This window comes from Salinivibrio sp. ML198 (assembly GCF_001996015.1).
Classification (GTDB): Bacteria; Pseudomonadota; Gammaproteobacteria; order Enterobacterales; family Vibrionaceae; genus Salinivibrio; species Salinivibrio siamensis.
The window spans coordinates 140,654-163,752 of the sequence record NZ_MUEZ01000009.1 but is presented as its reverse complement, the minus strand read 5'-3'; the positions used below and the strand labels follow the sequence as shown (position 1 = coordinate 163,752).

Annotated in this window: 22 protein-coding genes and 1 pseudogene; 6 read left to right on the top strand and 17 right to left on the bottom strand. The window is 52.5% G+C overall.

The window, feature by feature from the left end:
* Positions 1 to 669 precede the first annotated feature (669 nt).
* The 17 genes from nadA to aspS all read right to left on the bottom strand — a co-directional run bounded on the left by nadA (position 670) and on the right by aspS (position 16,339).
* A complete protein-coding gene (gene nadA / locus BZG25_RS08475) occupies positions 670 to 1,713 on the bottom strand; it encodes a quinolinate synthase NadA (RefSeq protein ID WP_077638843.1) in 1,044 nt (347 codons plus the stop codon).
* 391 nt (positions 1,714 to 2,104) lie between these two features.
* A complete protein-coding gene (ybgF, locus tag BZG25_RS08470) occupies positions 2,105 to 2,836 on the bottom strand; it encodes a tol-pal system protein YbgF (RefSeq protein ID WP_077638842.1) in 732 nt (243 codons plus the stop codon).
* Positions 2,837 to 2,870: 34 nt separating this feature from the next.
* Positions 2,871 to 3,389 (bottom strand): peptidoglycan-associated lipoprotein Pal, encoded by a 519-nt coding sequence (gene pal / locus BZG25_RS08465; protein WP_069361240.1) that lies wholly within the window; start codon positions 3,387 to 3,389, stop codon positions 2,871 to 2,873.
* 50 nt (positions 3,390 to 3,439) lie between these two features.
* Positions 3,440 to 4,771 (bottom strand): Tol-Pal system beta propeller repeat protein TolB, encoded by a 1,332-nt coding sequence (tolB, locus tag BZG25_RS08460; protein ID WP_077578154.1) that lies wholly within the window; start codon positions 4,769 to 4,771, stop codon positions 3,440 to 3,442.
* 107 nt (positions 4,772 to 4,878) lie between these two features.
* Entirely contained in the window at positions 4,879 to 5,934 is a 1,056-nt protein-coding gene (gene tolA / locus BZG25_RS08455) for a cell envelope integrity protein TolA (RefSeq protein WP_371326851.1), read from the bottom strand.
* 9 nt (positions 5,935 to 5,943) lie between these two features.
* Complete coding sequence (gene tolR, locus BZG25_RS08450) at positions 5,944 to 6,390, bottom strand: protein TolR (protein WP_077606952.1); 447 nt, start codon at positions 6,388 to 6,390, stop codon at positions 5,944 to 5,946.
* Between the two features lie 3 nt (positions 6,391 to 6,393).
* Complete coding sequence (gene tolQ / locus BZG25_RS08445; protein WP_077606951.1) at positions 6,394 to 7,080, bottom strand: protein TolQ; 687 nt, start codon at positions 7,078 to 7,080, stop codon at positions 6,394 to 6,396.
* Positions 7,077 to 7,484: a tol-pal system-associated acyl-CoA thioesterase gene (gene ybgC / locus BZG25_RS08440; RefSeq protein ID WP_046075472.1), complete on the bottom strand. Its 408-nt coding sequence runs from the start codon at positions 7,482 to 7,484 to the stop codon at positions 7,077 to 7,079. Before ybgC ends, tolQ begins: the two co-directional genes overlap by 4 nt.
* A gap of 230 nt (positions 7,485 to 7,714) precedes the next feature.
* Complete coding sequence (locus tag BZG25_RS08435) at positions 7,715 to 8,011, bottom strand: cyd operon YbgE family protein (RefSeq protein ID WP_158010012.1); 297 nt, start codon at positions 8,009 to 8,011, stop codon at positions 7,715 to 7,717.
* Entirely contained in the window at positions 8,004 to 8,111 is a 108-nt protein-coding gene (cydX, locus tag BZG25_RS08430) for a cytochrome bd-I oxidase subunit CydX (RefSeq protein WP_021024361.1), read from the bottom strand. The genes BZG25_RS08435 and cydX overlap by 8 nt, the downstream gene beginning before the upstream one ends.
* Before the next feature lie 15 nt (positions 8,112 to 8,126).
* On the bottom strand, positions 8,127 to 9,263 hold the full coding sequence (gene cydB / locus BZG25_RS08425; protein WP_077638841.1) for a cytochrome d ubiquinol oxidase subunit II: 1,137 nt from the start codon (positions 9,261 to 9,263) through the stop codon (positions 8,127 to 8,129).
* Positions 9,264 to 9,274: 11 nt separating this feature from the next.
* The gene (gene cydA, locus BZG25_RS08420) at positions 9,275 to 10,858 is read right to left on the bottom strand and encodes a cytochrome ubiquinol oxidase subunit I (protein WP_198535211.1); all 1,584 of its coding nucleotides are present in this window, start codon (positions 10,856 to 10,858) and stop codon (positions 9,275 to 9,277) included.
* Between the two features lie 525 nt (positions 10,859 to 11,383).
* Positions 11,384 to 12,397, bottom strand: a complete 1,014-nt coding sequence (gene ruvB / locus BZG25_RS08415) for a Holliday junction branch migration DNA helicase RuvB (protein ID WP_046075362.1) — start codon at positions 12,395 to 12,397, stop codon at positions 11,384 to 11,386.
* A 3-nt stretch (positions 12,398 to 12,400) separates the two neighbouring features.
* On the bottom strand, positions 12,401 to 13,030 hold the full coding sequence (gene ruvA / locus BZG25_RS08410; RefSeq protein WP_046075361.1) for a Holliday junction branch migration protein RuvA: 630 nt from the start codon (positions 13,028 to 13,030) through the stop codon (positions 12,401 to 12,403).
* A 71-nt stretch (positions 13,031 to 13,101) separates the two neighbouring features.
* A complete protein-coding gene (gene ruvC / locus BZG25_RS08405; RefSeq protein WP_046075360.1) occupies positions 13,102 to 13,623 on the bottom strand; it encodes a crossover junction endodeoxyribonuclease RuvC in 522 nt (173 codons plus the stop codon).
* A complete protein-coding gene (locus BZG25_RS08400) occupies positions 13,624 to 14,370 on the bottom strand; it encodes a YebC/PmpR family DNA-binding transcriptional regulator (protein WP_046075359.1) in 747 nt (248 codons plus the stop codon).
* A gap of 184 nt (positions 14,371 to 14,554) precedes the next feature.
* Complete coding sequence (aspS, locus tag BZG25_RS08395) at positions 14,555 to 16,339, bottom strand: aspartate--tRNA ligase (RefSeq protein ID WP_077638839.1); 1,785 nt, start codon at positions 16,337 to 16,339, stop codon at positions 14,555 to 14,557.
* 256 nt (positions 16,340 to 16,595) lie between these two features.
* On the opposite strand from aspS, the gene BZG25_RS08390 reads away from it, so the two are divergent.
* The 6 genes and pseudogenes from BZG25_RS08390 to BZG25_RS08365 all read left to right on the top strand — a co-directional run bounded on the left by BZG25_RS08390 (position 16,596) and on the right by BZG25_RS08365 (position 23,057).
* Entirely contained in the window at positions 16,596 to 17,474 is an 879-nt protein-coding gene (locus BZG25_RS08390; protein ID WP_077638838.1) for a DUF72 domain-containing protein, read from the top strand.
* 133 nt (positions 17,475 to 17,607) lie between these two features.
* Positions 17,608 to 18,336, top strand: a complete 729-nt coding sequence (gene cmoA, locus BZG25_RS08385; protein WP_077578106.1) for a carboxy-S-adenosyl-L-methionine synthase CmoA — start codon at positions 17,608 to 17,610, stop codon at positions 18,334 to 18,336.
* 27 nt (positions 18,337 to 18,363) lie between these two features.
* Positions 18,364 to 19,335 carry a tRNA 5-methoxyuridine(34)/uridine 5-oxyacetic acid(34) synthase CmoB gene (gene cmoB, locus BZG25_RS08380; protein ID WP_077638837.1) on the top strand — a complete coding sequence of 324 codons (972 nt, stop codon included), beginning with the start codon at positions 18,364 to 18,366 and terminating at the stop codon, positions 19,333 to 19,335.
* 367 nt (positions 19,336 to 19,702) lie between these two features.
* Complete coding sequence (locus tag BZG25_RS08375; RefSeq protein WP_077578104.1) at positions 19,703 to 20,491, top strand: ATP-dependent zinc protease; 789 nt, start codon at positions 19,703 to 19,705, stop codon at positions 20,489 to 20,491.
* A gap of 9 nt (positions 20,492 to 20,500) precedes the next feature.
* Positions 20,501 to 22,003: pseudogene (locus tag BZG25_RS08370) on the top strand (inactive transglutaminase family protein); the annotation flags it as partial.
* Between the two features lie 46 nt (positions 22,004 to 22,049).
* Entirely contained in the window at positions 22,050 to 23,057 is a 1,008-nt protein-coding gene (locus BZG25_RS08365) for an alpha-L-glutamate ligase-like protein (RefSeq protein WP_167369759.1), read from the top strand.
* Positions 23,058 to 23,099: the final 42 nt, after the last annotated feature.

Genomic DNA, 23,099 nt, shown 5'->3' with positions numbered 1-23,099 from the left:
ATCGGTGATCCCATTGGCGTAGGTGACACAAGCCCCGGGACTTTGTTGGATATGGGCACATTGTCAACGAGCGCCTGTCACGATCGGCGCCAAATTTGGCCGCCAATGTCGGAGGCGCCGTGCAACGGGCGCGCGGCACACATCGTGATAATGATTGGCATTGTGCTGGCGCTTGTCCGACCTACGCCTGGTTTATATATCGATGATCCCATTGGTGTAGGTGACACAAGCCCCGGTAAGATGTCGATATGATACATTGAGCCAACGGGCGCCTGTCACGATCGGCGCCAAGTTTAACAGCCAATGTCGGAGGCCGCTTTGGCTTGGGTATTCATGATTCACATCGCACCGGCGCTTGTCCGACCTACGCCTGGTTTATATATCGATGATCCCATTGGCGTAGGTGACACAAGCCCCGGGCTTTTGTTGGGTATGTGCACATTGTCAACGGGCGCCTGTCACGATCGGTGCCAAATTTGGCCGCCAATGTCGGAGGCGCGCGGCACACATCCTGATAATGATTGAGTTCGCACCGGCGCTTGTCCGACCTACGCCTGGTTTATATATCGGTGATTCCATTGGCGTAGGTGACACAAGCCCCAGGGCTTTGTTGGATATGGGCACATTGTCAACGGGCGCCTGTCACGATCGGCGCCAATTTTAACCAGGTTACCCCTTCATTTCATCGGCAAAGTTGAGCATGCGGTTGAGCGGGATTAGCGCTTTTTCGCGCACCTTGTCATCAACGTGGATCTCATGCTCTTCACCACCGACTTCAAGTGCGCTCTCTATCGCCTTGAGGCCGTTCATCGCCATCCATGGGCAATGGGCGCAGCTGCGACAGGTCGCACCCGCGCCGGCGGTTGGGGCTTCGACTAATTCTTTGTCTGGCACCATTTGTTGCATTTTGTAGAAAATGCCTTTATCGGTAGCCACAATCAGCTTTTCATTCGGCAAGGTTTGCGCCGCTTTAATCAGCTGGCTGGTCGAGCCCACCGCATCGGCCATTTTCACCACGCTCGCCGGTGATTCCGGGTGAACGAGAATCGCGGCATCAGGATAAAGATGCTTCATTTTTTCCAGCGCTTGAGCTGAAAATTCATCATGCACCACGCACTCACCTTGCCATAGCAGCATATCTGCGCCGGTTTCTTTCTCGATATAGGCACCAAGGTGGCGATCGGGGCCCCAGATAATCGGCTTATCTTGGCTGTCTAGGTGCTCGACAATCTCCAGCGCAATGCTCGACGTTACCACCCAATCAGCACGCGCTTTGACGGCGGCTGAGGTGTTGGCGTATACCACCACGGTATGATCCGGATGGGCATCACAAAACGCGGTAAATTCGTCCGCTGGGCAGCCTAAGTCTAACGAGCACTCCGCGTTTAGTGTCGGCATTAGCACGGTTTTTTCTGGGGTGAGAATTTTGGCGGTTTCCCCCATAAAGCGTACACCAGCGACAATCAAGGTACTTGCTGAGTGTTGGTTGCCAAAGCGAGCCATTTCCAACGAATCAGCGACACATCCGCCGGTTTCTTCGGCAAGGGCTTGGATCTCTGGATCCGTGTAATAGTGAGCAACAAGTACCGCGTCTTTTTCTTCTAACAATTGTTTGATGCGCGCAACGTGTTGTTTTTTCTCAGTGTCAGTCAATGCCACAGGTTTCGGCGGAAAGGGGTAGACCCTTTGCGACGTTTCAATCACTTGGCTCATGGGATTACTCATGCTTACTTCCAGTCCGGGGCTTCCAGTCCGGGTAGTATAACGTGAGTGGGGGGAGAAACAAATTCGCACGAGGATCAGATAAGCGCCATGGCACGGGATCAATACCTCACCGGCGTTAAAGTACGCGTAGGTCGGACAAGCGCCGGGACGATGTCAACCTTAAGCCTCGGTGTAACTCGCGCGCCCGTTGCACGGCGCCTCCGACATCAAAGCCAAAAATTAACGCCAATCGTGACAGGCGCCCATTGGCAATGTGCGCCTATCCAACATCTCGCAGGGGCTTGTGTCACCTACGCCAATGGCATCATCGAAATTAAGTTTTAACGCGCCGTGTGTCATCGTCGCCAATGGAACCACCGTCGCCGATGGCACCATCGTCCTACATCGCATTTTTGGCTTGTTTGGCGCTGGTTGAGTCTGGGTAGGTATCAATCACTTGTTGGAAGTATTGATTGGCTTGGTCGCCATTACCTTGTTTTTGTGCAATCAGGCCCAGTTTCAGCAAGGCATCAGGGCGTTTATTGGAGTCTTCAAACTCACTCACTGCCGTGAATTCTTGGCTCGCTTGTTCAAACTTACGTTTGGAGAAATAGAGCTGGCCGAGCCAATAGTGGGCATTAGCGGTGTATACCGATTCTGGGTATGTTGAAAGGAACGCTTGAAATGCCTTGGTTGCGCCTTGGTAATCTTTCTCTTTTAAGATCAGGTTGACTGCGGCTTCATAGGCTGCATTCTCGGTTTGATCGGCGGTGAAGTTAACCGCTGGCTTATCTTCTGGCGCTTTCTCTGGCTCTGCGGGGGCCGATTGTTTGGCTGTTCTTAGGGTGTCAATTTCTCGATATAGGTCACGTTGACGTTCAACCATTTGTTGAATGTCATAGCTGTTACGCTCAACGTTGCCGCGTAAATTGCTCAGCTCTTGCGCCATTTGGTCAAGCTGGCGCTGCATATCCAGCTGCATTTGGTTACGTGCTTGGAGCATGCGCTCTAAACGATCGACGGCGGTGCCGCCCGCCCCTACTTCTGTCACCGGAGCAGGTGTGGCAGCCACGGGGGCTGCCACACTCACCAGTAACGCCAGCGCGAGGGTTCGCACAGAGTTACTGTTCATTGTCATATCCTTTATCCATTACCAAAAGGCTGGATTAGTATACCAATACCGCACGACGGTTTTTGGCGTAAGCTTCTTCGCTTTGGCCAAGCACCAACGGTTTTTCTTCACCGTAGCTCACGATAGAGATCTGGCTCGCCGGTACGCCCAGCGCTTGCAGGTACTTAGAAACCGCTTCGGCACGACGCTCGCCCAGTGCGATGTTGTACTCAGGGGTACCGCGCTCGTCAGCGTGACCTTCTACGACCACTTCCATCGCTGGGTTAGCACGCAGGTAAGTGGCGTGGGCATCCAGCATATCTTCGTATTGTGGCAGTACTGATGAGTCGTCAAAGTTGAAGTAAACGGTTTGCGACTGACGCAGTTCTTGGTTACGAATTTGTTGCTCTGTCATTGAGCCTTGGCCGTCAACAGGAGAAACAACCGTGGTGCCGTTTTGGTTGGTTGATTGGCCAGAACCACTGCCTGTTGAGCTATCGTGTGAGCTACACGCAGCCAGAGTAAACATCGGCAGTGCCACCGCCAGACCTTTCAGTACTTTATTGATTTGCATTCTATTTTCCTTTTCTAGAAAGTTAGCGCACGTTGTTTAAAATTAAAAAACTACAGGTAAGGTGACCAGGCTGGTGCACGCACGCGCCCGTTAGTTGCCGGTAACCGCGCTTTAAAGCGGCCGTCTACAGAGACGAGTGACAACACATTCTTACGTCCATATACCGAGCTGTAAATCACCATGCTGCCATTAGGCGCAATGCTTGGCGACTCATCCAACAAGGTTTTGGTTAGGATTTGCACCGCCCCGCTGTTTAAGTCTTGCTTTGCAATGTTATAGCCAGACGATGATTGATTTACCATTATCAAGTGACGGCCATCCGGTGTCAGTTGCCCACCCATGTTCTGATTGCCTTGCCACGTGATCCGTCGGCTAGTTCCGTCGTCTAAATTTACGCGATAAATCTGTGGTTTGCCACCCCGGTCAGAGGTATAGATGAGCGAGTTACCATCAGGATCCCAAAATGGCTCGGTGCTATTGGCACGGCCGTGGGTAATTTGCGTCAATTTTTTGCTGTTCAAATCGAAGGTATACACCTGCAAGCTACCGGTTTTGGAGAGTACCAAGGCTAACTTGCTGCCATCAGGAGAAAACTGTGGCGATCCATTGTGACGAGGGTATGACGCAATTTTCTCGCGCTGGCCGGTATAAATGTTCATGATGAAGATTTCTGCCTGACCATTTTCGAAGCTGACATAGGCGAGCTGTCGGCCATCCGGTGACCAAGACGGCGACATCAATGGCTGTTTGGAACGCAGGATCAAGCGCTCGTTATAGCCGTCATAGTCTGACAAACGCAGCTGGTAGGGGTAGTCGTTTTCTTTATCAATCACCACATAAGCGATACGCGTTAAGAACGCGCCCTTTTCACCGGTGAGCTGCTCATAAACAATATTGGAAATGCGATGCGCATAGCGGCGCAAGTCGCTCTCTTTGACCGTGGCGCGGTTATTCACGAGTAAGTGATCATCGGTTTGTACCAACTCGCCATCGGCGCCTAGGCCTTTGCTGTCACCGCCAGTGAGTTGCCCTCGAACGATATCAATCAGCTGATAGTCGATCTGATAACGCCCGTCAGATGTGGGAGTAATGGTGCCTGTGACCACCGCATCCACCCCCAGCGAGGTCCAAGCGTTGTAATCTACATCCGCATCACTATATGGGGTTTGCGGCATGTCACTGACCGCCAGCGGGTTGAACTTACCACTGCGGCGTAAATCGGAGCCGACCACGCCGGAAATATCTTCCGGCAATTCGCCTTGTCCCTTCCATTGAAACGGGATCACGCCAATCGGGCGCGCGGTATTCACCCCTTCGGTGATCACCAATTTCAGCGCGGCATGTGCCGGTTGAGTCAGTATCGACAGACAGGCTAAAAGCATCACAACCGCGGCGATACGCCATGTTCGCAAACGATCCTGACTCTTGCTTGTCACACTGCTTGTGCCACCGCAGGGGCTCACTTCCATCATGTTTGGTATCCTGTCGTTTAGTTAGGTCTAACGGTCAACTCAATATCACGTAGTTTGGCAATAATGTCCTCATCTTCCGGCATTGGAAACTGAGACACAGACGCCACCGCGGCTTTTGTCGCGCGACACAGCCGGGAATTGCCTGACTTTTCTTCCACATTAAGCAACAGGCCGGTCGATGACAAGCGCATATTCACCACGCACTTTTGGCCACTTAAGCCATCATCGACGATAAGCCGTTGCTGGATCTTCTGTGTAAAAATGGCGCCGAACCGCGCCACTTCATCTTGAATAAATTGCCCGCGCGCGGTTTGCCGTTGGCTGGCTTCCGACTCGAGGCCCGAGAACAAATCGTTCAGCGCCGCCTCTTGCTCTTGTTGTCGTCGCTTCGCCTCCTGGGCTTTTCGCTCTGCCTCTTGGCGCGCTTGTTCGGCTTTACGTGCTTCTTCTTCCGCTTTTTTACGCTCGGCAAGCTTGCGCTGTCGCTCGGCTTCGGCTTTTTTCGCTTCTTCCTCGGCTTTACGTTGCGCGGCGAGCTTTTCTTGCCGTGCTTTTTCCGCTTTCTCCGCCGCGAGTTCCGCTTTGCGCTTCTCTTCTAATTTACGCTGACGTTCGCGTTCGGCCTGTTCGGCCTGTTGCTTGGCAATACGCGCTTGCTCTTGCGCTTCGGCCTTTTGCTCGGCAATTCGCTTTTGCTCTTCACGTGCTTGGCGCTCGGCTTCTAGCTTTTGTCGCTTCACTTCGCGAAGGCGCTGCTCTTCTTGCTCACGTTGTTGCTCAAGGCGTTTCGCTTGCTGCTCTAACCGTTGGAGTCGCTCCGCTTCTTCGCGTTTAGCCTGATCGCGTTGCTCGCGAATTTTCTTCGCCTGCGCATTCACTACCGCCGGATCAATGACAGTGGCATCAATCGCGCGACCCGCTTTAGGGGTTGGCGTTGAGTCAGAACTAAAGTCTGCCCCCCATAACAGCACAATCACCAACACCAGATGCAACACGGCAGATATTGCCAGCGCGGGCATCAGCGAGTCTTTGCCTGATTTTTTATGGGTTGGTTTATCGCTTGGTTCGTTCATCACCCTCACCTACGACTCGTACGGCTCAGTCATTAACCCCACTGACGACACGCCAGCTTGGTTTAATGCATCAAGCGTCAGGATGATGTCTGAATAAGGCACCCGGCCATCGCCGCCCACTAGCACAGGGGACTTAGGATTGAGCTGCAGCTCAGCTTTAACGCGCACCAGAATTTCTTCCAAGCTCAAACCGCGCGTCATATCGCCATTATTGACACTGAGCCCTAATTGCCCGTCTTTATCCACTTCCACAATGATAAAGGCGCCGCTGTCTTCCTCTTCTGCCAGCTCTGCGGCGGTTTTCGCTTGGGCCGTTTGTGGCAGATCGACATCCACTCCCTGGGTCACAAATGGGGCGGTCACCATAAAGATAATCAGCAGTACCAGCATCACATCAATGTACGGGACAACATTGATTTCCGCCGTCATCTTGCGCCGTTTAGGTTGATACGCCATGGATCACTCCTGGGTTGCCGCAAACGCTTGACGATGAAGAATGCTAGAGAACTCTTCCATAAAGTTCATGTAGTTATGCTCGAGCTTACTGACTTTGGCGGTCAAACGGTTGTACGCCATGACCGCTGGGATCGCAGCGAACAGACCCATGGCTGTCGCCACCAAGGCTTCGGCAATCCCGGGGGCGACCATGGCCAACGTCGCCTGCTTTACCGCGCCTAGGGCGATAAAGGCATGCATGATCCCCCATACGGTACCAAACAGGCCAATGTAAGGGCTGATCGACCCCACCGTCGCCAAAAATGGCAGATGGGTTTCCAGCTCTTCCACTTGTTTTGATAACGACACGCGCATCGCCCGCGAAGTCCCTTCCATCACGGCGTCGGGCACTTTGTCGTTGCTACGATGCAAACGCGCGAATTCTTTAAAGCCGGCGTAAAAAATTTTCTCGCTGCCCGTCAAATTGTCTTTGCGCGCTTGCACTTCTTGGAATAGTTGAGAAAGATCGATCCCAGACCAAAATCTGTCTTCAAACCGTTCAGCTTTGCTAAACGCGTGCTGCATGACCTTGGAGCGCTTGATGATCATCGCCCAAGACACCACTGACATACCCAGTAATATCAGCATCACTACCTTGACAAGCAAGCTTGCTTGCAAAAACAGGTCGAGAATGGAAAGTTCAGCGGTCACGTCATCATCTCCGATTTAATCTGTGTTGGAATCGATTTGGGTTTCATGGTTGTTGGGTCGACACAGGCTATCTTAACCGTCGCCGCACACAATGCTTTTTGATCAGAATTCACCAAGCTTTGACAAAAGGTCATGCTGGCGCGCCCCATGGCTGACACTGTGGTGACAACCTCCAGTGCATCATCAAGCCGTGCACCGCGGTGAAAGTCAATATCCATATGGCGCACAACAAAGGCGGTGCGATCGGCAAAGAGCGCTTGTTGATTGACACCGATCTCACGCAACAGTTCAGTGCGTGCCCGCTCAAAGTAATTGAGATAATTGGCGTGGTAAACCACTCCACCAGCGTCCGTGTCTTCATAATACACACGAATGGGCCAGCGAAACGGCGTTGATTCTGTCATGTCTTTACCCATGATCGGTTTACGATAGGCAATTACTATACCTAAGTTGTGGATGTATAGAAATGCTGAGACAGCGCGGCTGGCGCATTGGTCGCCCATCAAGCCGTCGAGAAGTGATGTGCTGCAAAAAACGCGCAATTACTCACGCTAGAGTGATGAAAAAAGCACCACTCGGGTGCCTTTGTCATTCGTTTGTCACTTTGCGCTTGCTCACCGAGCGCCTAACTCAACTAGCGCAGCCACATCAAGGCGAGCAACAGAAGGGATACGCCCCACCCGAATGGCGGCCAGGTGAGCCACCGGCTCCATTTGCCTTGCGCCGTGAAACCGACGGCATGGATCACCCCGACACAGGTCGCGTAGAGCAGCCCCACGCCCATCGGAAACGTGACACCGCCCATGCGCTGAGCAAAGGCTTCTGGCGCCCACATTACTTGGCCGCCCCAGCACAGGGCACTGGCCAATGAGAGCAGCCGCCAAAGGCCAGAAAAGTGCTGGCCTAAGGGAGCAGGTTGGCGCTCACTCATTGTCGTGATCCATCGCTTCGGTGTGCTCCAACCATAAGGCATTGATAATGCCAAAGGCGCATGCCAGCAGCACACCAAGAATCCACGTGAAATACCACATATGCAGGCTCCTTAATCAGTACAGTGAATGGGTGTTGTCTTCAATATATTGCGCGTCTAAACGACCAAACATCTTAATGTAGCACCACAGGGTGTAAGCCAAGATAATCGGCACAAACACCGCCGCGACGATGGTCATGATCGACAAGGTTAGCTCGCTGGAGGTGGCATCCCACATGGTCAAGCTGTGACCCGGGAAAGTGCTCGATGGCATCACAAAGGGGAACATTGCGATACCCGCGGTCAAAATCACGCCCGCCACGGCTAAACTCGAGAACAAGAAAGCCCAACCTCCGCGCTCAAGACGTGACGCCAGCAGTGCCAACAATGGCATGACGGCGCCGACCAGTGGTGCTAACCAGAGGATTGGCATCGCTTGATAGTTACGCATCCAAGCGCCGCTTTGTACCGCGACCTCTTTCGCCAGTGGGTTAGAGGCTGCTTGGTTCGCTGCCTCACTGACCACCACAAAGCCATCTATATTTTGTACCCAGAAGCCTGCTGCCACAAAGAGTACGGTGGTCAATAATGCACACAGTTGCGCGACATTACGTGCGCGTACATGCAGCGCATCGGTAGTTTTTAGTTGCAACCAGGTTGCGCCTTGCAACACCACCATAAACAGGCTCACCAATCCACACACCAGTGCGAAGGGATTAAGCAGTGCAAAAAAGCCACCAGTGTAGGTTGGGATCAAGAGATCGCTAAGCTGGAACGGCACCCCTTGTAAGAGGTTACCAAAGGCGACCCCGAAAATGACCGGTGGCACAAAGCCCCCCAGCACCAAGCCCCAATCCCATGCGGTGCGCCAGCGTGGGTCATCGATTTTTGAGCGATAGTCAAAGCCCATGGGACGGAAGAAAAGCGCCGCCAGTGTGACCACCATCGCGATATAAAAACCAGAAAAGGAAACCGCATACACCAACGGCCAAGCGGCGAATAATGCCCCGCCTGCGGTCACTAACCAGACTTGGTTGCCTTCCCAATGGGGCGCGACAGCGTTAATCATTACCCGACGTTCACTGTCGGTTTTGCCGATCAGGGTGAGCAAGGCGCCCACCCCCATGTCAAAGCCATCAGTGACGGTAAAGCCGATCAGTAACACACCGATCAGCACCCACCAGATCAGGCGTAACGTTTCATAATCAAACATGCTCTCTCTCCTTATGCTTCAATCTGGCGGCTGAAATCCGCTTCTGGATTGCCTTTTTGTTCAAAATGGTAGCGGCCGGTTTTAAGGCTGCTAGGCCCAAGGCGGGCAAACTTGAACATCAGATAAAGCTCAGCGACGAGGAAAACGGTGTAGAGCGAGCAAATCGCCACCATCGAGAAAATAATATCCCCTGCAGCTAGGTTCGATGCGGCCACGTGTACAGGGAGGATTTCCCCCACCGCCCAAGGCTGGCGGCCATACTCGGCAACAAACCAACCGGCTTCGCACGCGATCCATGGTAGCGGGATACCAATCAGCGCAAGCTTCAGTAGCCAGGGCTTTTCATCGATACGCTGACGGCAGGTCTGCCAGAACGCCATGCCAAAAATGAACAGCATCGCAAAGCCGCACGCTACCATGATCCTAAAGCTCCAGAACAAAGGCGCTACTTGTGGAATAGAGTCTTTCGCCGCTTGCTGAATTTGCCCTTCGGTCGCATCCACCACCTTATCGGTGTACGGCTTAAGAAGCAGGCCGTAACCAAGATCGTTTTTCACTTCATTGAACGCGGCTTTGGTTTCTGGTGATTTCTCGCCGGCACGCAGTTTTTCCAATAATGCGTATGCCTGCATACCATTGCGGATACGGGTTTCGTGCTCAGCAATCAAATCGGTTAAGCCGGTTACTTCTTTATCCAGTGAGCGCGTGGCAATGATCCCCATCGCATAAGGGATTTTGATCGCATAATCGGTCTGCATGGCCTCTTGATTCGGCAAGCCCACCACGGTAAACGCCGCTGGCGCTTCTTCGGTGTGCCACTCGGCCTCAATCGCTGCCAGTTTGACCTTTTGTACATCACCCAGCTCGTAACCGGACTCATCACCCAGCACAATCACGGATAAAATGGCCGCCATACCAAACGAGGCCGCGATCGCAAACGAACGGCGGGCAAAGGCGATATCACGGCCTTTGAGCAGGTAGTAAGCACTGATACCAAGGATGAACATCGCCCCTGTGGTATAGCCAGCGGCAACGGTGTGAACAAACTTCACCTGCGCCACGGGGTTGAAGACCACATCGGCAAAGCTCACCATCTCCATGCGCATGGTTTCAAAGTTAAACTCTGAGCCCACAGGGTTTTGCATCCAGCCGTTGGCCACCAAAATCCATAGCGCAGAAAAATTAGAGCCTAACGCCACCAGCCAAGTGGTGACCAAGTGTTGACGCTTACTAAGACGATCCCAACCAAAGAAGAACAGGCCCACAAAAGTGGATTCAAGGAAGAAGGCCATCAGCCCTTCAATGGCAAGCGGGGCGCCAAAAATGTCCCCTACATAGTGGGAATAGTAGGCCCAGTTGGTTCCGAATTGGAACTCCATGGTGAGGCCAGTGGCCACCCCAAGCGCAAAGTTAATCCCAAACAGTTTGCCCCAAAATTTGGTCATGTCTTTGTAGATTTGCTTGTCGGTCATCACGTATAACGATTCCATGATGGCCAGCAAAAATGCCATGCCTAACGTTAAGGGAACAAACAGGAAGTGATACATCGCGGTCAGCGCAAACTGCAGCCGCGATAAATCGACGATATCGGTAATCATGGTCACTCCTTTACACCGCTTTCGGTGCCGATACTGGCGTATCGCTCGTTTTACTTTCTCACCCTGCACGGCAGTCAAAACAGCTGGCTGGCGCGGGGAAAGCTACACACTTCTTAATTGACTGCTTGCATGTTACACAGTTGAAACACCAAGGTTATTCTATAGTTAAATTTTATCTAATTAAGGTATAACTAATATTATAGGCGCAACAATTGGGTGTTAATCGTGTTTTGCTCGGTTTGTCGACCAGGCGACAAAAACAGCAAGACGAACCAACCGAGAGACAAAACTGTGATTAACCACGAAGAAACTAGGCGAGATGGCGGCATTAACGGAAGCCATCTCTCATTGCCTTGTCACCGGCAACCGCCAGCAGATGGGGTTACGATAAGGGCTCACGTGCTACATAACCTTAATCTAGATCAAAAAACCCCATTGGTTGTCGGCCAATGGGGCAGTTTTAGCAAAAAAAGTCTTGATCTTGATTAAGGTTTGCGAGGATTTTCAGCGCAGTCTATCCGATTAGGTTTTCGGCAAATCAAAGCCAAAATGCAGATACGCACGCTGGCTGGCAATTCGACCACGTGGTGTGCGTTGCAGGTAGCCCTGTTGAATCAAATAAGGCTCAATCACATCTTCGATGGTGTCTTTTTCTTCACCAATCGCCGCCGCCAAGTTATCGAGCCCGACCGGCCCGCCATCAAACTTCTCAATAATGGCATTGAGTAGCTTGCGATCCATGTAGTCAAACCCTTGGCTGTCAACATCAAGCATATCGAGCGCGCGCTGAGCAATGTCAGCACTAATGTCACCCGTGCCTTTTACTTCAGCATAATCACGCACACGACGGAGTAAGCGGTTAGCAATGCGTGGCGTACCGCGAGAACGGCGCGCCACTTCCATCGCCCCTTCCTCATCGGTTGATAACGCCAAACAATGTGCGCTGCGTTTCACGATACCGGTTAGATCCCCCACGCTGTAATACTCTAAGCGCTGGGTAATGCCAAAGCGGTCACGCAAGGGCGATGTCAGCGAGCCAGCGCGGGTGGTGGCACCAATCAGGGTAAACGGCGGTAAATCGATTTTGATTGAGCGCGCGGCAGGCCCTTCACCAATCATGATATCCAGCTGATAGTCTTCCATCGCGGGATACAAGACTTCTTCTACCACTGGGCTTAAGCGATGGATTTCATCAATAAACAGCACATCATGAGGCTCAAGGTTGGTGAGCAAGGCGGCCAGATCGCCGGCTTTTTCTAATACAGGGCCTGACGTGGTGCGAATATTGACGTCCATTTCATTGGCAACAATATTGGCCAAGGTGGTTTTACCCAGACCTGGCGGGCCAAAAATCAATAGATGATCGAGCGCTTCTTGGCGTTTGCGCGCGGCATGGATAAAGATTTCCATCTGATCACGGACGTGATTTTGGCCTTGGTAGTCTTCCAATAACTTAGGACGAATCGCGCGGTCGATCACCTCTTCTTCCCGATCAGGGGTGGTTTGCGCCGAGATTAAACGATCAGCTTCTATCATGGGTTACACCATTGAGCGCAGCGCGTGACGAATGACGTCTTCGCTGCTCATATCATCAGTTGCAATTTGTTTAACCACTTTTTCAGCCTGCGCCGCTTTATAACCCAGCGCGACCAAGGCGCTCACCGCCTCATCCGCGGCAGACGAAATCGTGGTTGGTGCTGCGCGTAGGGCTGCGCCCTCAGCCGTCGCGGCATCCGTGTGCGGAGTAAAGAGATCGAACGCTTCCCAGTTTTTAAGCCGGTCGCGCATTTCAATCACCAAACGTTCCGCGGTTTTCTTACCCACCCCAGGGATTTTCACCAGGGTCGAGACATCATTATGCTCAACACTGTCGACAAAGTGGTTAGCCGTCATCCCCGATAAAATCGCTAACCCCAGTTTAGGTCCCACGCCATTGGCCTTGATCACTTCCCGAAACAGCGCTCGCTCACGTTTACCGCTAAAACCATAGAGAAGTTGCGCATCTTCACGCACTACAAAATGCGTGTACACGGTAGCGGTTTCACCTACCTCCGGCAATTGATACAAGCAGTTCATCGGCATGCTCACTTCATAGCCGACGCCGTTCACATCGATCAAAATCTCAGGAGGTTGCTTTTCTATCAGGGTTCCCTGTAATCGGCCTATCACAATCGCATCTCTGTTTGTTACTTTGCCCCAAGGATAAAGAATAACTGGATCTATATCCAGTCGGATTGGCTTTACCGATATCGGCCGCGGCGGGCGGCGTTGGCTTTGCCGGCCATGGCGATGAGGGTGTGGTTGGTGTGGGCATGACAAATGGCAACCGCGAGGGCATCGGCGGCATCAGCTTGCGGGGTGGCGCTGAGCTTTAACATGTGGGTGACCATATGCTGAACTTGCTTTTTATCCGCACTGCCTTTCCCCACCACTGCTTGCTTGATAAGCCTCGCGGCATATTCAGACACCGGTAAATCGGCGTTTACCGCCGCAACAATGGCGCTGCCGCGCGCTTGCCCCAGTTTAAGCGCTGAATCCGCGTTGCGAGCCATAAACACTTGCTCAATAGCAAAGTTATCCGGTTGGAACTGGGTGATGACTTCGCTCACCCCTGCATAGATATGTTTCAGTCGACCGGGTAAGTCGTCTGTCTCGGTGCGAATACAGCCACTACCGAGATATTCAAGATGCCGACCATGTTGGCGGATCACCCCATAACCGGTGATCCGCGAACCTGGGTCAATCCCCAGTATCACTGCCATTTAGCTTAAACTCGCTGCCACTTCGTCCGAGATATCACCGTTATGGTAGACTTCTTGCACATCGTCAAGGTCTTCTAACATATCGATCAAGCGCAGCAGCTTCGGTGCCGTGTCTGCATCCAACTCCGCTTTGGTGGATGGCACCTGAGTCACCTCCGCTCGCTCAGCTTCAAACCCGGCTTTGTCTAAGGCATCTTTCACATAGCCAAAGTCATTGGGGGTGGTGTACACATCCATTGAACCGTCGTCATAGGTGACCACATCGTCCGCGCCGCCTTCGAGTGCCGCTTCCATCACCGCATCTTCTTCAAGGCCGGATGGGTAGGTGATCACCCCTTTTTTATCGAATAAGAAGCTGACTGAGCCATCGGTACCCAGGTTACCACCGGATTTTGAAAACGCATGGCGCACACCTGACACAGTACGGTTGCGGTTATCGGTCATGCACTCCACCATCACCGCCGTGCCTGCGGGGCCATAACCTTCATAGATGACGGTTTCCATGTTCTCATCACCTTCCCCACCAGCACCGCGTGAAATCGCACGGTTGATGGTATCGCGTGTCATGTTGTTTGACAGCGCTTTATCCACTGCGGCACGCAGGCGTGGATTGGTTTCCGCCTCGGGGCCACCCTCTTTGGTTGACACCACAATTTCTCGGATAAGCTTGGTGAAAATCTTACCGCGCTTCGCGTCTTGAGCGGCTTTACGGTGTTTAATGTTCGACCACTTACTGTGACCTGCCATATCGACTCTCCGTTTTTTGCGCTCCCCTCACGTGAAAGGAGTAATAAGAAAAAACGCGCCTTGGCTTTTCAGTCTGAGGCGCGTTGAGACATTGACCTTGCGCCTTGATACGACCGTCTGGTGACGGCAGCTATCGGTCGCAAGGATAAGACGGGCAAGGCTGCTTGCCCGTCATCAGGCGAATCTATTCGCTGTGTTCGTTTTGCTCTGCCGCCGCGGTAATGCTCAGCGCCAGTTCTTCAAGCGCCGCGTCATTAGCAAGGCTTGGCGCGTCAGTCATCAAGCATGCCGCTGCGGTGGTTTTCGGGAAGGCAATCACGTCACGAATGTTCTCGGTGCCGGATAGCAACATCACCAAACGGTCCATACCAAACGCCAGACCTGCGTGTGGTGGGGTACCGTATTTCAATGCATCCAGCAAGAAGCCAAATTTCTTGCGCTGTTCTTGCTCATCAATGCCTAATGTTTCAAACACCGAAGCTTGCATTTCTGGGTTATGGATACGCACCGAGCCACCGCCCACTTCGTAACCATTAATCACCATGTCGTAGGCGTTAGAGTTCGCCGCCGCAGGATTTGCCACCAGCTCTTCAGGTGTCACGTCGGTCGGCGCAGTGAATGGGTGGTGCATCGCATGCAAGTTACCTTCGTCGTCTTCCTCAAACATTGGGAAGTCAACCACCCACAATGGTGCCCAGGCTTGGGTGTCGGTCAGCTCAAGATCTAGGCCTAACTTCACACGCAATGCGCCCAGCGCTTCGGTGACCACAGATTTCTTGTCTGCACCGAATAGGATAATGTCACCAGTTTGCGCCTCAGTGCGCGACAGAATGCTTTCTACCACTTCCGCATTGAGGAACTTGGCCACCGGCGATTGAATGCCATCAAAACCGGCGTCACGGTCGTTGACTTTCATCCACGCCAAGCCTTTGGCGCCGTAGATGCCAACAAAGTTGGTGTATTCATCAATCTGCTTGCGCGACAAGCTGGCACCACCTGGTACACGAATCACGGCCACGCGGCCTTTTTCATCGTTTGCCGGGCCAGAGAACACTTTAAATTCAACATCTTTGACGATGTCTGCTACATCGACGATTTCGAGCGGGTTACGCAAATCTGGCTTGTCGGAGCCAAAACGGCGCATCGCTTCTTCATACTTCATGGTGGGGAACGCGCCCAAGTCCACATTGAGCAGCGATTGCCACATTTCACGGATCAATTGCTCGGTCACCTCGCGCACTTGGTCGGCGCTCATGAATGAGGTTTCGATATCAATCTGTGTAAATTCTGGCTGGCGATCGGCGCGCAAGTCTTCATCACGGAAGCACTTAACGATTTGGTAATAGCGATCGAACCCGGACATCATCAGCAACTGTTTGAACAGCTGTGGTGATTGCGGCAACGCATAAAAGTTACCTTTGTGGACACGGCTTGGCACCAAGTAGTCACGTGCGCCTTCTGGGGTCGCTTTGGTGAGTACCGGGGTTTCGATGTCTAAAAAGTCATTGTCATCGAGGAAGCGACGGACAAAGCTGGTGGCTTTAGCACGCAGTTTAATCCGATCGCTCATTTCAGGGCGGCGCAAGTCAAGGTAGCGATACTTCAGGCGCTGCTCTTCGGAAATAAACTGGTTAAAGTCAATCGGCATCGGTGCACTGCGGTTGATGATCTCCAACCCTTTCGCCACCACTTCGACTTCGCCTGTGGCCATATCACTGTTGATCTGGCTCTCTGGACGCGCACGCACTTCACCACGGATGGTCAGGCAAAATTCGTTACGCAATTTGTTTGCTTGCTCGTAAACATCACCCATATCAGGGTCAATCACAACTTGCACTAGACCCTCACGGTCGCGCATGTCGATAAAAATCAAGCCGCCCAAATCACGGCGGCGGTTAACCCAACCACAAAGACTTACTTCTTGCCCGACGTGGGCTTTATTCAGGTGACCACAATATTGGGTGCGCATAGATTATTCCTGATCTGTTCTGATGATTCCGCTTGCCCCCTGGGGCACAAGCCTGCCAAATACTGAGGGGAATTCGGGTAACAGCGTCTGTCGTACCTGACGGTACGCCCCCATGAGTGCCGTTACTGTCAAAGACCTGCCATTATAAAGGAAAAGCCCCGCTCTTGGTAAAGCGATCGCACTTAAAACCGATAGTTTTTTTATTCAAATCCTTTTAGGCTATTACTTTATTGGTTCGCAACGCATCAGCACGGGCATGACCTCCTTATTACACCAACTCCCCTCTCCACCCCTGCGGTTGGGGCTGACGCAATGGTCTCATCCCAGTTGGCAGCATCACTTTTATCCGCCAGGCACCAAGTCAGGCGAGCGCTTAGCCCGTTATGCCGAGGTGTTTAATACCGTCGAGGGCAACACGACCTTTTACGCCTCCCCCTCGCCGCAAACGGTGAATAATTGGGCGGCCGCCATTCCAGACAGTTTTCAATTTACCTTTAAGCTGCCGAAAACCATTACCCATCAATGCCAGCTGCGTCATGCGCAAGACTTAACCGCCGACTTCATTAAGCTGATGGCCCCGCTCCATGAGCATATTGGCCAGTGGACGATTCAACTGCCGGCGCGCTTTGGTCCAGACGGGTTGCCCAGCTTAGACGCGTTTCTTACAACGCTACCGCGCGATTTGGCCATCGGTGTCGAAGTGCGTCACCCGGCCTTTTTTGCCAAAGGCAACGCAGAAAAAGCGCTCAACCGACTGTTGATCGATCATAACGCCAACCGTGTGATCATGGATAGTCGCCCGGTATTTGCGGCTAACCCCGACACCCCTGCCATTATTGATGCGCAAAAGAAAAAGCCCCGTGTGCCCGTGCATGCCATCGCCACCAGTGCAGCGCCCATGGTGCGTTTTATTGGTCATCCTGATTTACCCGAAAATACCGCGTTTTTTGACCCTTGGATCTCACGCTTATCTCAATGGATAGCCGCGGGCAAAACGCCCTATTTAATGATTCATACCTCAGATAACGATCAGGCCCCTGCGTTGGCCGCACAATTATATCAACGTCTTGATTTATCAACGCCACTGGCTTCCGTCACGCGCGCCGCACAAAGTCAACAGGGCGCGTTGTTTTAATCTCGCCGCTGGCACGCGTTCTCACCGTGCAGACAGACGCAGAAAAATTCACTACAATACGCCGCTTTTGTGGCAAGCTTTGGGTGCGCAACGCACGAAAGCCTGCCAGCTTGGCTGATTTGTAGGGGCTTACATGGCTAATCAGGATAAAATTTTCGCAGCGCCTATCGAAAAAATGGGCGATTTCACCTTCGATGAAAATGTCGCTGAGGTGTTCCCGGATATGATCCAGCGCTCGGTACCGGGTTACAGCAATATTATTTCGGCCATCGGCATGCTGGCCAAGCGTTTTGCGGCGCCTGATAGTCATATTTATGATCTTGGCTGTTCGCTGGGTGCTGCCACTTTATCGATGCGTCGCCATATTCCTCATGACAGCTGCAAAATCATCGCGGTGGATAACTCACAAGCCATGGTTGAGCGTTGTCGCTTGCATGTTAACGCGTATCGCGGCGCCGCCGATGTTGAAGTTCGCGAAGCCGATATTCGCGACGTCGAGATAACCAATGCCTCGATGGTGGTGCTCAATTTTACCCTACAATTTTTAAGCCCTGACGATCGCCAAGCCCTACTCACTCGCATTTATCAAGGCTTGAAGCCAGGTGGGATCCTGATTCTGTCCGAAAAGTACCGATTTGAAGACGAAACCGCCAATGAATTGCTGATCGATTTACACCACGATTTCAAGCGTGCCAATGGCTATAGCGAGCTTGAGATCAGCCAAAAGCGCAGTGCACTGGAGAATGTGATGCGCCCGGACAGTATTGCCACCCACCAAGCGCGGCTCCATGCCATTGGCTTTAGCAGCGTCGCCATGTGGTTCCAGTGTTTTAACTTTGGTTCGATGCTCGCGATTAAGTAAGACGAGCCTGACAGTACGAGTAATCTGATGTTTGATTTTTCCGATTTTTATCAGCTGATCGCCAAAAACCGTCTAAGCCATTGGCTCGAGGTGTTGCCAGCACAATTAGCCGAGTGGCAAAACCAGCCGCATGGCGATATGCCCAAGTGGATAAAAGTGCTCAACAAGATCCCAACCACCGCGCCCGAGACGGTTGAGCTGAAAGACGCGGTGCGCATGGGTGATGACAATAGCCTGCCCAACGGCGAGCGCAAAAAATTAGAAAACTTATTGCGTACCTTGCACCCTTGGCGCAAAGGCCCGTACCAGGTACACGGCATTGATATTGATACAGAGTGGCGCTCAGATTGGAAATGGGATCGCGTACTCCCGCATATCTCGCCGCTAAAAGGGCGGTATGTGCTTGATGTCGGTTGCGGCAATGGCTACCACATGTGGCGCATGTTGGGTGAAGAGGCCGCACTGACAGTGGGCATCGACCCCTCCGAGCTCTTTTTGATGCAATTCGACGCCATTCGTCGCTTGATGGGTAACGATCAGCGTGCGCACCTGCTGCCTTTAGGGATTGAAAAACTGCCTGCGCTACGCGCGTTCGACACCGTGTTCAGTATGGGTGTGTTGTATCACCGCCGCTCCCCTCTCGATCATCTGATGCAACTCAAAGATCAATTGCGTAAAGATGGCGAGCTGGTGCTGGAAACCTTGGTTATCGATGGCGATGAAAACGCGGTATTGGTGCCTGCCGGTCGTTATGCTCAAATGCGTAACGTCTACTTTTTCCCGTCTGCCCGTGCGTTAAAAGTGTGGCTGGAGAAAGTCGGGTTTGTCGATGTGCGTATTGTCGACGAGTGCATCACCACCACGGATGAGCAGCGCAGTACCGAGTGGATGACCCATAACTCGCTGCCTGAGTACCTCAACCCAGATGATCCGGCGCAAACCATCGAAGGGTATCCGGCCCCCAAACGCGCGATCTTAGTGGCTCGCAACCCGGATTAAACAACAGCCCGGACACCGCTCCCCCATACCACCGCCCTTACTCGCCGCCTCACTGGGCGGTGATAAGGGTGAACATGGCGGTGAACGCCGCTTACCGACCTCACACCTGACGCTGACACCACGCTCGCAATCGCGACGCATGTATTGACGGCTGTGTTTTATTTCACCGCCTGAGTGCTTGTTTGCTAACGACTTTGCTTTATTACCGTCGATTAAATCAGCGTTTAGTCAATTCTGACTAACATTTGACAGAATCCCCCTACCCATCTTTGTCGCATCCTTTAGAATTTGCCCTCGCCGTCGCGATCAGCGCTTTACTGCCTGTGACATGGCTAGCCGCAACCCTTCTTACGCTGTGGAGATTTAGATGCTATTTCGTTGCTCACTGATCAGTGCGCTTTTACTTACGGTGTCCGGCTGCACATTAACCTCGCAGCACCAACACCAGGAAACGCTCAGTAAATTTGATAACCTGGCTGCCCAACACCAGCAGCAACAACAAACTTTCACCGAGACATTCGCTCAACATGGCACAGCGTTAAATCAGTTGGCCGACAAAGTGAGTGCGCTCGAAAGCCAACTGACCGTGATTCAGCGTACCCAAGCCAAGCTTTACGCCAATGTGGCGACCGACACCGCTGACGTCAAAGTGAAAGAAAAGGTGGTGCGGGTGCCGGTTAACGACGGCAAGATTATTCTCGGTGGACGCGAATTTGTCTGGTTTGATGCGGTCGAAAACACCTTCCAATCCCGTGTGGATACCGGTGCCGAAACGTCTTCACTCAACGCGGTGGATATCCAAGAGTTTGAGCGTGACGGCGATACCTGGGTCAAGTTCAACGTCAATCATAGTGAAAACAGCGATCAGCCAGTGATCATGGAAATGCCGGTGAAGCGCTGGGTGCGTATCCGTCAATCGTCTAGCGATAGCACTGAGCGCCGCCCAGTGGTCGAAGCCTGGATTCGTGTCGGTAACATCCATGAAAAAACCGAATTCACCCTCGCCGATCGCACCAACATGGAATACCCAGTGCTGCTCGGCCGCGAATTTTTTAAAGACTTGGCGGTGGTTGATGTCAGCCAAGTCCATATTCATCCGCAATATCAGCCGGACACGCCATCGGAACCAGGCGATGACACCCCCCAAAACAAGTAGGTAATCGATATGGTTTCACGGGTTCCTTTTTATTTTTTAATTGGCTTTTTAGTTGTCGCAGGTATTGCACTCAGCGCGTACCGTCATTTTGTCTATGGCGTGCCATGGCTGGCTGACGAAACGCGTCAAGTGTGGCAAATCGAGGCGAGAATCAATTTCGATGCCAACGACGGGCCGGTCAAAATCAGTTTGGCGGCGCCAGACAGCCAGCCGGGTTTGACCCTGATTGATGAAAGCACCTCATCGGCCGGGTACGGTTTTTCCTTGCTCGATACCGAGCATGGCCGCCAAGCACAGTGGTCGGCTCGACAAGCGAGCGGTGAGCAAACGCTTTATTTTAAGAACCAGATGCTGGTTGATGACAGCGCGCGCTACACCATGACCCCGCCCGAGGATGACGTGGTCGCCACGCCTGTCATGGATAATGCCGCGAAAAACGCCGCACTCGCGCTGCTTGACCGTGCTCGTGCCCGCTCTGCCGATAACATCACTCTGACCCGTGAGCTCATCAAACAGCTAAATAGTCCTGATAGCCAAAACGCGGCACTGCTGCTCAACACGCTTGATAAACCCGATGCACTGCGCAAAACCTTGGCCCTTGAAGGCATTCATGCGCGCGTGGTGGGCGGTTTAGAGCTTGAAGATGGCCGGCGCCGCCAAAGTATTTCCCCCATGTTGCAAGTGTGGCAAGACAGTCGCTGGCACTTGTTTGATTTAGTCAGCGGACAAAATGGCCATCACGATAACACGCTGTTATGGAACCAGCATGGCGGGCCGCTGCTAGAAGTAATGGGCGGTGAGCACAGCCAGGTGCACTTCTCCATCATTTCGCAAGACATCAGTCCGCAGCAGGCCACCTCGGCCAAGGTGTCGGCCGACGATTTGCTCAACTTCTCCATCCATAGTTTACCCATTGAAGAGCAGGCGATGTTCAAAACCATCATGCTGATCCCAATCGGTGCGCTCATTGTGGTGTTCTTGCGGGTGATTGTGGGGCTCAAAACCTCTGGTACTTTTATGCCAGTGCTCATTGCCGTCGCCTTTGTCCAAACCCAGCTCATCACCGGTATCGTGGGCTTTGTGTTGATTGTGGGCACGGGGCTGGTGATCAGAAGCTACTTATCGCGGCTCAATTTACTCTTGGTAGCACGAATATCGGCCGTGATTATTACCGTGATCCTGATTATTTCCGTCTTTAGCGTGATTGCCTTCCATATTGGTTTAATGGAGGGGCTCACCATTACCTTCTTCCCGATGATCATTCTGTCATGGACGATTGAACGGATGTCGATTTTGTGGGAAGAAGAAGGGGCAAAAGAAGTGGTGATTCAAGGTGGCGGCTCACTGCTCACTGCCGTACTGGTATATTTAGCGATGACCAATGATTTGATTCGCCATCTCACCTTTAACTTTATTGGCCTGCAGCTGGTTATCCTTGCACTTATCTTGCTACTAGGTAATTACACGGGCTATCGCTTGTCTGAACTCAAGCGCTTCCGCCCCTTAGCGGAGCCGAGTAATAAGCCACTTGGGTTAGCTACCACCTCAGGAGGCGATGATGCGCAAACTCCTCGATAAGTTAGCCTCTCCGTTTCGCCTTAACCACGCAGGGATCATGGGCATGAACCAGCGCAACATTCGCTATATTGGTCGCTACAATGACAGGCGTTTGTATCCATTGGTTGATGACAAGCTACAAACCAAACTCATCGCCCAACAAGCGGGGGCCACGGTGCCTGAACTGATTGGGGTGATTGACAGCCAAGCGGATGTCAAACGCATCCACGCCATGGTCGCCAATTGGCCCGGCTTTGTGATTAAGCCTGCGCAGGGCTCTGGCGGAAAAGGCATCTTAGTGGTGACAAAAAACCACCAAGGTGTCTATACCAAAGCCTCGGGGAAAGCGGTCAGCCATAATGATGTGGAGCGCCATATCACCAATACCTTGGCAGGCCTTTTCTCGCTAGGAGGCAAAGCCGATGTCGCCGTGGTCGAAAACTTAATTGCGTTTGATGATAGCTTTCAAGGATTTAGCTATGAGGGTGTGCCCGATATCCGCGTGATTGTTTTTCAAGGCTACCCAGTGATGGCAATGATGCGTCTATCGACCTCGGCGTCTGATGGCAAAGCTAACTTACACCAAGGTGCCGTTGGCGTCGGCTTAGATATGGCGACGGGCAAAGCACTAAAAGCGGTGCAGTTTAATCGCCCTATCACGCATCATCCAGATACCCATCAAGATCTCTATACCCTGCAAGTGCCTCACTGGCAGCAGCTTCTTACCCTCGCCGCCAGTGCATGGGAAATGACGGACTTGGGTTACATGGGCACCGATATGGTGCTGGACAAAGAAAAAGGTCCGATGGTATTGGAGCTCAATGCACGACCAGGCCTCGCCATTCAAATTGCGAATGGATGTGGCCTGCTTCCGCGCCTTGCTCTGATTGAATCTCTGCCGCCTTGTCGCTATCCGCCTCTACCGGAAGACCGAGTGGCGTTTTCAATGCAACATTTTGCTGGTCAGAGTACGCAGCCCTTGCAACCCAGGCTTGCGGAGGCAGGATGAGTTGGTACAGCGCTCACTCGACCTTATAGGAGACATGGTCAC